Annotated in this window: 10 protein-coding genes; 8 read left to right on the plus strand and 2 right to left on the minus strand. The window is 71.1% G+C overall.

What is annotated here, in order from left to right:
• The first annotated feature begins 188 nt into the window (after positions 1-188).
• On the plus strand, positions 189-1,151 hold the full coding sequence (locus tag ABZ260_RS38250) for an asparaginase (protein WP_355627258.1): 963 nt from the start codon (positions 189-191) through the stop codon (positions 1,149-1,151).
• Between the two features lie 183 nt (positions 1,152-1,334).
• On the opposite strand, the gene ABZ260_RS38255 is transcribed toward ABZ260_RS38250, so the two are convergent.
• Positions 1,335-1,844: a VOC family protein gene (locus tag ABZ260_RS38255; RefSeq protein WP_350923105.1), complete on the minus strand. Its 510-nt coding sequence runs from the start codon at positions 1,842-1,844 to the stop codon at positions 1,335-1,337.
• A 72-nt stretch (positions 1,845-1,916) separates the two neighbouring features.
• Between ABZ260_RS38255 and ABZ260_RS38260 the strand changes: the two genes are divergently transcribed.
• On the plus strand, positions 1,917-2,369 hold the full coding sequence (locus ABZ260_RS38260) for a MarR family transcriptional regulator (RefSeq protein ID WP_355627242.1): 453 nt from the start codon (positions 1,917-1,919) through the stop codon (positions 2,367-2,369).
• 201 nt (positions 2,370-2,570) lie between these two features.
• Positions 2,571-3,659, plus strand: coding sequence for a M20 family metallopeptidase (locus tag ABZ260_RS38265; RefSeq protein WP_355627244.1), 1,089 nt, complete (start codon positions 2,571-2,573; stop codon positions 3,657-3,659).
• On the opposite strand, the gene ABZ260_RS38270 is transcribed toward ABZ260_RS38265, so the two are convergent.
• Positions 3,600-4,364 carry a TetR/AcrR family transcriptional regulator gene (locus ABZ260_RS38270; RefSeq protein ID WP_355627246.1) on the minus strand — a complete coding sequence of 255 codons (765 nt, stop codon included), beginning with the start codon at positions 4,362-4,364 and terminating at the stop codon, positions 3,600-3,602. The two genes, ABZ260_RS38265 and ABZ260_RS38270, sit on opposite strands and share 60 nt — an antisense overlap.
• A gap of 178 nt (positions 4,365-4,542) precedes the next feature.
• Between ABZ260_RS38270 and ABZ260_RS38275 the strand changes: the two genes are divergently transcribed.
• From ABZ260_RS38275 to ABZ260_RS38295, 5 genes are read left to right on the plus strand one after another with little or no spacing between them, the layout of a single operon-like run.
• Positions 4,543-6,222, plus strand: a complete 1,680-nt coding sequence (locus ABZ260_RS38275; protein WP_355627248.1) for a peptide ABC transporter substrate-binding protein — start codon at positions 4,543-4,545, stop codon at positions 6,220-6,222.
• Positions 6,223-6,228: 6 nt separating this feature from the next.
• Positions 6,229-7,194, plus strand: a complete 966-nt coding sequence (locus tag ABZ260_RS38280) for an ABC transporter permease (protein ID WP_355627250.1) — start codon at positions 6,229-6,231, stop codon at positions 7,192-7,194.
• Positions 7,191-8,075 carry an ABC transporter permease gene (locus ABZ260_RS38285; RefSeq protein ID WP_355627252.1) on the plus strand — a complete coding sequence of 295 codons (885 nt, stop codon included), beginning with the start codon at positions 7,191-7,193 and terminating at the stop codon, positions 8,073-8,075. Before ABZ260_RS38280 ends, ABZ260_RS38285 begins: the two co-directional genes overlap by 4 nt.
• Positions 8,072-9,043 carry an ABC transporter ATP-binding protein gene (locus ABZ260_RS38290; protein WP_355627254.1) on the plus strand — a complete coding sequence of 324 codons (972 nt, stop codon included), beginning with the start codon at positions 8,072-8,074 and terminating at the stop codon, positions 9,041-9,043. Before ABZ260_RS38285 ends, ABZ260_RS38290 begins: the two co-directional genes overlap by 4 nt.
• On the plus strand, positions 9,040-9,954 hold the full coding sequence (locus ABZ260_RS38295) for an oligopeptide/dipeptide ABC transporter ATP-binding protein (protein ID WP_355627256.1): 915 nt from the start codon (positions 9,040-9,042) through the stop codon (positions 9,952-9,954). The genes ABZ260_RS38290 and ABZ260_RS38295 overlap by 4 nt, the downstream gene beginning before the upstream one ends.
• The last annotated feature ends 7 nt before the right edge of the window (positions 9,955-9,961 follow it).

The following is a 9,961-nucleotide window of genomic DNA, read 5'->3' on the forward strand; positions in this document are numbered from 1 at the left end:
ACCGGGACTTCCTCGCCCGGACCTCCTGACATCGCGGGAGCCCGCCCGCGTTCCCCGTCCGGTGCGCCGTTCGCTCTGGGGGCAGGTGACACCGCGCCGTCCGAATGTAACCCCAATAGGGGTACCTATGGGTTATAAATAGAGGCGACCGAACATGGCCCGTCGAAGGGATCCCGTCCTTGAAGCGTGTGCTGCTGCTGGCGACCGGTGACACCATCGCCCACTCCTACGCCCCCGGTCGTCCGGGCGTCGCCTCCGGGGCCGAGCTCCTGGAGGCCCTCCCGTCCGGCGCGATCCCGGCGGACGTGGTGGCCGAGGACGTGATGGCGGAGCCCAGCTGGGACATGTCCCCCTCGACCATGCTGGAGCTGGCCCGCCGGGCGCGCTCGGCCATCCTGGAACGCGGATTCGACGGTGTCGTGATCACTCACGGCACCGACGCGCTGGAGGAGACCGCGTACCTGGTGGATCTGCTCGCGGGCCGGGCGGCCGAACAGGGCTCCATCGTGCTGACCGGTGCCGTCCGCTCCCTGGACGAGCTCTCCCCCGACGGCCCGCGCAACCTCGCCTCCTCGCTCGCGGCCGCGGCCGGCGACGCGCTGCGGGGCGCCGGGGCCGTCGTGTGCGTGAACGACGAGATCCACGCGGCCCGCTGGGTCACCAAGGTCGACGCCACCAGCGTCGCGGGGTTCTCGTCGGCGCCTTTCCCCGCGCTGGGCCGGGTGACCGGCGGCCGGGTCGAGACGCTGTCCGCCGCACCGCGCCGGCCGCCCGCCTTCGGTGGGGACCCGGCGTCGGACGTCGCGCTGATCAAGACCTATCCGGGGATCGACCCCGTGCTGCTCACCGCCGTGGTGGACGCCGGGGCGCAGGGCGTCGTGCTGGAGGGGACCGGCCTGGGCAACGTGCCGGTCGGGCTCTTCACGACGATCGCCGAGCTGACGGAGTGGGGGATCCCCGTGGTCGTCGCGTCGAGGTGCCGTACCGGTGCGGTCCCGCTTGACGAGATGCGCCTCGGTACCGGGCTCGCCGCCCGCGTCGGGGCGATCGGAGCCCGCAGCCTGGCGCCCTCGAAGGCCCGGTGCGCGCTGATGGTCGCCCTCGGGACCGGCGGGATCGACGCCGTACGCGACTGGTTCGGCAGGCTCTGACCCCCGCGAGGAAATTATGGACGGTTGAAAACCGTAAGAAAGGGAGTATCCCCGAACCGGGTGGGCAGGTCCGGGGAGTCCGTGATCCGGCGGAGGGCTGGGGAGGCCTCCGCCGGATCACCCCCCTCTCCCCCCACGCGGGCCGGTCGTTACCCGGATGGATGTCCCGGCCACGCGAGATGATCAGACGGGGATCGAGACGCCGAGGCCGCCGCGGGTGTCGGCGCCGTAGCGCTCCTTCTCCCTGGCGATGTCGAGAGGCTTGATGCTGCTACGCCCGCTCAGCGTCTCTGAGGTGAGCAGGTCGGCGGGGACCAGCCAGGAGACCTCGAACTCCAGCCCGTCGGGGTCCTTGGCGTACAGGGCCTTGGTGGTGGAGTGGTCGGAGGCGCCGACGAGGGCGTTGAGCTCGCTGAGCTTGACGGCGATCCGCTCCAGCTCCCGCAGTGTGTCGACCTCCCAGGCCAGGTGGTAGAGGCCGACGGTCGAGCGCCCGGCTCCCGAGGGGCCCGCCTGCGCGCCGAGCTCGAAGAGGCCGAGGTCGTGGTCGTTGCTGGACCCCGAGGCCTGCAGGAAGGCGGCGCCCGGCATGCCCATGACCACCTTGAAGCCGAGCGCCTCCTGGTAGAAGGCGACGCTGCGCTCGACATCGCGCACGAAGAGAACGGCGTGGTTGAGCCGCTGGACCGGCATGGTTCCTCCCAAAAACTTGAACTCTCAAGTAGATTACTCCCGCTTTGTTGAGAGTTCAAGTAAGCTTGCGTCGTGACGCGATGGCTGGACGATGACGAGCAGCGCACCTGGCGTGCGTTCATGGCCGCCTCGCAGCTCGTCCAGGAGGAGCTGGACCGGCAGCTGCAGCGCGACTCCGGCATGCCGCACGCCTACTACGCCATGCTGGTGAAACTCTCCGAGGCGCCCGGCCGGATGATGCGGATGAGCGAGCTGGCGACGGAGCTCAACTCCTCGCAGAGCCGCCTGTCGCACGCGATGAAGCGGCTGGAGGAGCGCGGCTGGGCGCGGCGCGAGCCGTGCGCCGCCGACAAGCGGGTGAGCTGGGCGATCCTCACCGACGCGGGACTCGCGGTCCTCACCGCCGCCGCCCCCGGCCACGTCGAGGCCGTACGCCAGGCCCTCTTCGACCGCCTGACCCCCGACCAACTCCACCACCTGCGGGAAATCTGCACCGCCCTCCTCCCCACCTCGAACCCCTCATGACCGAACTCCGCGGGGACGCGCCCACGCTCCCCCGGAGGCCGCCGGCGGGTGCGTCAGGCGAACCCGACCGGCCGGACTGAGCGCCACACCGTGGCGCCGCGCGAGCGAGAAGGCGTGCGGCCCTGGCGCGGGGCGGATCCCGGCCGCATGTCAGATTGATAGCCCTTGCTATAGTCAATGAGCCTGACTACATTGCTGGCCATGGATCACGCCCTGTTGCGCGAGCGCCTCGCCGCCCTGGTCTCCGTTGAGTCGCCCTCGGGACACGCCGAGGGTCTCGAGCAGTGTCACGCCCTGATGCGGGCCTGGGGGGAGCCGGTCCTCGGCAGGCGGGCGGAGGTCGTCGGCGACGGCGGCACGCCGCATCTGCTCTGGCGGGCGCCCGGCGAGGGCGGCGTGCTGCTGCTGGGTCACGTCGACACGGTGTGGCCGCTGGGGACGACCGCCCACCGCCCGTTCCGCGTCGAGGACGGCCGCGCGTTCGGCCCCGGCGTGTTCGACATGAAGGCGGGGCTGGTCGCGGCGTTCGCCGCGCTGGCCGAGTGCCGTGATCCGGCGGGCGTGAGCGTGCTGGTCACCGGGGACGAGGAGGTCGGCTCGCCGACCTCGCGGGCGCTGATCGAGGAGGTGGCGGCCGGCGCGGACGCCGTCCTGGTGCTGGAGCCCAGCCAGGAGGGCGCGGTCAAGACCGCGCGCAAGGGCGGCTCGTTCTACAGCGTCGACATCACCGGCCGGGCGGCGCACGCCGGGCTCGAGCCGGAGCGCGGGGTGAACGCGCTGCTCGAACTCGCGGAGCAGGTTGGGGCCTTGTCGCGGCTGGCCGACCCCGGACGGGGGACCACCGTCACGCCCACGGTCGCCCGCGCGGGGACCACCACGAACACCGTGCCCGCGCACGCCCATCTGCGCGTGGACGTGCGCGCCTGGGAACTGGCCGAGCTGGAGCGGGTCGACGAGCGGATGCACGCGCTGGCCCCCAGCATTGCCGGCGCGACCGTCAGGGTGGACGGCACGATCAACCGCCCGCCGCTGGAGCCGGCGAGTTCGCGTGGGCTCTACGCCACGGCCCGCAAGCTGGCCGCCGAGCTCGGGCTGCCCGACCTCGACGAGGTGGCGGTCGGGGGTGCCTCGGACGCCAACTTCACCGGCGCGCTCGGCGTCCCCACGCTCGACGGGCTCGGCCCGCTGGGCGACGGCGCTCACGCCGAGCACGAGTGGGTCGAGCTGGCCTCACTCGCCGAGCGGGCCCGGCTCGTCGCCGGTCTGATCGACGCCCTGGCGCGCCCGTGAACGCGCCGCGCGCGCCTCGATCGCGTCGAGCATCATCTCCATGCCGAGGTCGAAGGCGATGGGGTCGCCGAGGCTGGGCAGGTGGTCGGCGAAATGGGCGATCGTCGGGTACTTCTCGGGGTCGAGCTGGCGGTACTCGACCTGCCACGCGAGCTCGTCCCTGCGCCGCACGTCGGGGTCGAGCGTGTGGAAGGCCGCCTCCAGGCTCGCCACGGCGCGCACGAAGTTGCCTAACGCGCGCTGCACGGCCGCCACCTCGTTGTCGTCGACTCCAGCCCGCCTGACGGCGTCGAGGGTGAACTCGACGTTGGAGAACTCCACGGGCCGGCGCGTGGTGCGCATGACCATCTGCTGCGCGAACGGCGCGTAGCGCAGGTAGTGCTCGCGCACTCGCTGGGAGATGGTGCGCAGGTCGGCGCGCCAGTCGTCGGTCGGCGTGACGCTGCCGCCGTACGAGCGGGCCCTGAGCCCGTCCACCAGCTCGAGCAGCAGTTCGTCCTTGTCCTTGAAGTGGCGATAGATCGAAGTCGGGTGCGCCTGGAGCTCGTCGCCGATCTCCTGGAACGTCAGCGCATCGAGGCCGTCGCGCAGGGCGATCTTCTCTGCCGCCGCGAGGATCGTCTCCCTGTTGAGGCTGTCGCGAGCACGGCGCGGCCGGCTCTCGCCTTTTGCCCGCTTCTCCTTGGGCTGGCGTGCAGTTGCCACCAAAAGCCTCCCGTAGTCGACCACTGTGCCACCGCTGGTGCTGGCATTTTCGCACCCGCTGATCGGCCTGCCGGACCACAGCATAGTCAATGCGACTGACTAGAAACATGTCTAAGACCCTTGCCTGCGCTCTGACTTGCGCCTACCCTCCCCTCATCACCTTCAGAAAGGCCAGAGCATGAGCACACGGATCAGACTCGGGGTCATCGGGCTCACTGCCCTCGCACTCCTCGCGGCCGCGTGCACGAGCGGGGGTGCCGGCCGGACGTCGAGTGCGGCCCCGAGCACGGCCGCTCCGGTGCGCCAGGGCGGGAGCATCGTGATCGGCGCGGAGCAGGAGCCCGACTGCGCCGACTGGATCGCCAGCTGCGCCGCCTCGATCTGGGGCACGTACATCATGGACATCCCGACCATTCCCCGCGTGTTCGAGCCCAAGAAGGTCAGCGGCACATGGGCGCCGGTGGCCACCAACCTGATGGCGTCGGAGCCCGAGGTCGCCGCGGGCCCGCCGCAGAAGGTCACCTACCGGATCAACCCCGCCGCGGTCTGGTCGGACGGCAAGCCGATCACCTCGGCCGACTTCCGCTACACGGCCCTGGCCATCCGTGACGGCAAGGACGTGCTGAACAGGACCGGATACAGCCACATCACCAAGATCGACACGCCCGACGAGAAGACCGCCGTCGTCACCTTCGACGCGCCCTACGCCAACTGGAAGGGCCTGTTCAGCGACGGCGGCGGCGTGCTGCCCGGCCACCTGCTCGACGGCAAGGACCGCAGCGCACTGATGAAGGACGGCTACACCTGGAGCGGCGGCCCCTGGAAGATCGAATCCTGGACGAAGGGGGTCTCGGTCGTCCTGGTGCCGAACCCGAGCTACTGGGGGGACAAGCCCAAACTGGACAAGGTCACCTTCCAGTTCACGGCCGACACCGCGGCGGCGTTCCAGGCGTTCAAGACCGGCCAGCTCGACGCGCTTTACCCCACGCCGCAGCTCGACTCCATCGACCAGATCATGAGCGGGCTGCCCAACGCGAGCTCGATCGTCGACCCCGAGTCCGGCAACCTCGAGGCCGTCTGGTTCAACAACGCCAAGCCGCCCTTCGACTCCGCGACGTTCCGCAAGGCCGTGTCACACGGGCTGGACCGCAAGGCCATCGTCACCCGCCTGTACGGCGCGCTCGGTGTCACGCAGCCGGCGCAGAGCGCGCACACCCCGCTCGTCGGCAGGTACGGCGGCACCGACTTCGAGCAGTACACCCCCGACCTGGCCAAGGTCGACTCCCTGATGCAGGCTGACGGCTGGGCCAAGGGAGCCGACGGCATCTGGGCGAAGGCGGGCACCAGGGCGAGCTTCACCGTCAGCACGATGACCGGCAACAAGCGGCGGGAGCTGACCGAGCAGATCCTCCAGGAGCAACTGCGCGTCGCCGGCTTCGAGGTCACCGTCGACAACACCTCGGCCACCGACCTGTTCGCGGCCAAGCTGCCCAAGGGCGACTTCCAGATGGGCCTGTGGACCCTCGTCGACACCTTCCCGCAACCCGCGCTCGACGCCTCCTTCTCCTCGGGCGCGATGCCCACCGAGGACAACGGCTTCTCCGGCCTCAACCTGTCGCGCATCGACCTGCCCGGCCTCGACAAGGTGCTCGGCACGGCCGCCTCGACGCTCGACGAGAACGAGCGGATCGAGCTGTCGCGCCAGACCGACAAGCTCCTCGCCGACTCGGCCGCCCTGTTGCCGCTCGACGTGATCCCCAACGTCCTGTTGTGGAACAACAAGATCGGCGGGCCGCTGGCCATCGACCCGGCCCGCGGCCCGTTCTGGAACCTGGCCCAGTGGGGACTGGTGGGCTGAGAACCGATGTTCGCCTACGTTGGACGGCGACTGCTCTACTCGGTCCCCGTCGTACTCATCGCCTCGTTCCTGCTGTTCTGGGCGGTCAGGACCACCTTCGACCCGCTCGCGAAGCTGCGCGGCGGGCAGGACCAGGGCGCGATCGCCCGCATGACCGAGGTCCTCGGGCTCGACCGGTCGATCCCCGAGCAGTACTGGCGGTGGCTGACCCAGTTCGTCACCGGCGACTGGGGAGTCAGCTCGCGGACGGCCGGCTCGGTCCACGGGCTGATCCTGCCCGCGCTCGGCACCACGCTGCAGCTGATCGTCTGGGGCGTGCTGGCCGCCGCGCTGATCGCGCTCGCCGTCGGCGTCTACTCGGCGGTGCGGCAGTACTCGGCGGGTGACCTGGCCTTCACCGGCCTCTCCTACCTCGGCGTGGCGATGCCGCCGTTCTGGCTCGGGCTGATCCTGATCCAGGTCCTCGCCGCCTGGCCGCAGGAGATCCTCGGCCTGGCCGACCCGCCGCTCTACTTCGTCGGGTTGCACTCGGCGCAGGGCGGTGGCCCGCTCGACTACCTGCGCCATCTGGTGCTGCCCGTGCTGACGCTGACCGTCGGCCTGGTGGCGAGCTGGAGCAGGTTCACCCGCGCGACCATGCTGGACGCGCTCTCCAGCGAGTACGTGCGCACCGCGCGGGCCAAGGGGGTGCCCAGAGGCCGCATCGTGGTGCGGCACGCCCTGCGCACCTCGCTCGGCCCGTTCGTCAGCATCACCGCCGTGGACGCGGGCCTGCTGTTCGGCGGGCTGGTCGTCACCGAGCAGATCTTCGCCATCCAGGGCATGGGCCGGCTGTTCCTCGACTCCCTGCTCGCCGGCGACGTGTTCGTGCTGGTGCCGTGGACGCTGGTGATCGCGGTGGTCGTGATCGTGTTCAACCTGCTCGCCGACATCGCCTACGCCGTACTCGATCCGAGAGTGAGGCTCCGATGACCATGCTCACCGCCCCGGCGGCGCCCGCGCAGGAACGGACCCAGTGGCAGCTGGCCCGCAGGCGGTTCCTGCGCCACCGGCTCGCGGTCGCCGGGCTCGGCGTGCTCGCCGTGCTGCTGATCGGCTGCTTCGGCGCCGACGTGATCGCCCCGTACGAGCGGGGTGTGCAGGACCTGATGCTCGGGCCGACCCCGCCGTCGGCCGCACACTGGTTCGGCACCGACGAACTGGGCCGCGACTACCTCACCGAGCTGCTGTACGCAGGGCGGATCTCGCTGGCGATCGGTCTGTCCGTCGCCGTGCTCGCCACCGCGATGGGCACCGCTCTAGGAGCGGCCGCCGGATTCTTCGGCGGCTGGGTGGACGAGATCATCATGCGGATCACCGACCTGTTCATCGTCCTGCCCGCGATCGTGGTGCTGGCCGTCGTGCTGCAGGGGGCCGGCCGGTCTCCCACGGTGATCGTCCCGGTGCTGGCGGCCATTGGCTGGACCACGGTGGCCAGGGTGGTCCGTGGTCAGGTGCTCTCGCTCCGGGAGAAGGAGTACGTGTCGGCGGCCACGGTGCTCGGCGTGACCAGGCGGCGCATCATCGTGCGCCATATCCTGCCCAACCTCACCGGCGTGATCGCCGTGAGCACGTCGCTCGGCGCCGCCAGCGCGGTGATCGTCGAGTCCACGCTCTCCTTCCTCGGGTACGGCGTGCAGCCGCCCGAGTCGAGCTGGGGCAACCTGTTGAGCCAGGCGGCCGGGCTGATCGGCACGGGCAAGGTCTACCTGCTGTACTTCCCCGGCCTGTTCATCCTGCTCACCGCGCTGGCCATCAACTTTCTCGGCGACGGGCTGCGCGACGCCTTCGACCCGAAAGGAGGCCGCCCATGAGCGCGCTGCTGGAGGTCGACGACCTCACGGTCGAGCTGCCCACCGACGACGGCCAGGTCACGGCGGTCACCGGGCTGTCGTTCTCCGTCGCGCCCGGCGAGACGCTCGGCATCGTGGGGGAGTCGGGCTCGGGCAAGAGCATCACCTCGATGGCCGTGCTGGGCATCCTGCCGGGCCGGGCCCGCGTGACGGGGTCGATCAGGTTCCGGGGCGAGGAACTGCTGGGCCGATCGGAGGCCGAGCTGCGCACGCTGCGGGGCAGCCGCATCGCGATGGTCTTCCAGGACGCGCTCACCGCGCTCACCCCCGTGCACACCGTCGGAGCGCAGATCGCCGAGGCCATCAGCGTGCACGACCCGTCGCGCTCGCGCCGCGAGCTGCGCGGGCGCGTCACCGAGCTGCTCGACCTGGTCGGTATACCCTCGCCGGCCAAGCGCGCCGAGCAGTACCCGCACGAGCTCTCCGGCGGCATGCGCCAGCGCGTCATGATCGCGATGAGCATCGCCAACGAGCCCGACCTGCTCATCGCCGACGAGCCGACGACCGCGCTCGACGTGACCGTGCAGGCGCAGATCCTCGACGTCATCAGAGGGATCCAGGAGCGCACGGCGACCGCGCTCATGCTGATCACCCACGACCTCGGCGTGGTGGCCGGCGTCGCCGACCGCGTGCTCGTGATGTACGCGGGCGCCAAGGTCGAGGAGGCCGCCGTCGAGCCGATCTTCTACGAGCCCGCCCACCCGTACACCCGAGGGCTGCTGGCCTCGCTGCCGCGGCTCGACGCGCGCCACGGCGAGCGGCTCTACCAGATCCCCGGCCAGCCCTCGCGGGCTCCCGGGTGCGCGTTCCACCCGCGCTGCGAGCACGCGAGGGCGGGCCTGTGCGACACGACCGTCCCCGCGCCGGTCCCCATCGGTGCCGGGCACACGGCGTCGTGCCTGCGGGTAGAGGAGGTTCGCTCGATATGACGGCGCTGGAGGTCGTGGACCTCGTCAAGACCTATCCAGTACGCAGCGGGGTGTTCCGCCGCCGCGTCGGCAGCGTCCAGGCCGTGTCCGGGGTGAACCTGCGCGTGGAGCGCGGCACCACGCTCGGGCTCGTGGGCGAGAGCGGCTGCGGGAAGTCGACGCTGGCCGGGTGCCTGGTGCGCCTCGTGGAGCCCACGGCCGGCCGGGTGCTGCTCGACGGCGCCGACTTCACCGCGCTGCCCGCCGCCGAGCTGCGACACGCACGCAGCCGGATCCAGATGGTCTTCCAGGATCCGTACGCCTCGCTCAACCCCCGCATGACCGTGCGCGCCATCCTCACCGAGGCCCTCGACACCCACGGGCGAGACCTGGCGCGCGTGCCCGAGCTGCTGGAGCTCGTCGGGCTCGACCCCGGGCACGCCGGCCGCTTCCCGCACGAGTTCTCGGGCGGCCAGCGCCAGCGTGTCGGCATCGCCCGCGCGCTCGCCGTCGAACCCGACGTGATCGTGCTGGACGAGCCGGTCAGCGCGCTGGACGTGAGCGTTCAGGCGGGCGTGATCAACCTGCTGGAGGACCTGCAGGACCGGCTCGGCCTCACCTACGTGCTGATCGCCCACGACCTGTCCGTGGTACGGCACGCCAGCGACCAGGTGGCCGTCATGTACCTCGGCCGGATCGTCGAGCAGGGGCCGCCGGACGAGCTCTACCAGCGTCCCCTCCACCCCTACACCCAGGCGCTGCTGTCGGCCGTGCCGATCCCCGACCCACGGGCCGAGCGCGCCCGCCGCCGGATCATCCTGACCGGCGACGTCCCGAGCCCGACGCGGACCAGTACCACGGCGGTGGCCAGCCCTTCGGCAGGGTCGACGGCCTCCTGCAGGGTGCGGCTCAGCCGGTCGGCCACCCGGTAGGGGTCGT

Source organism: Streptosporangium sp. NPDC006013, from assembly GCF_040614275.1.
Classification (GTDB): Bacteria; Actinomycetota; Actinomycetes; order Streptosporangiales; family Streptosporangiaceae; genus Streptosporangium.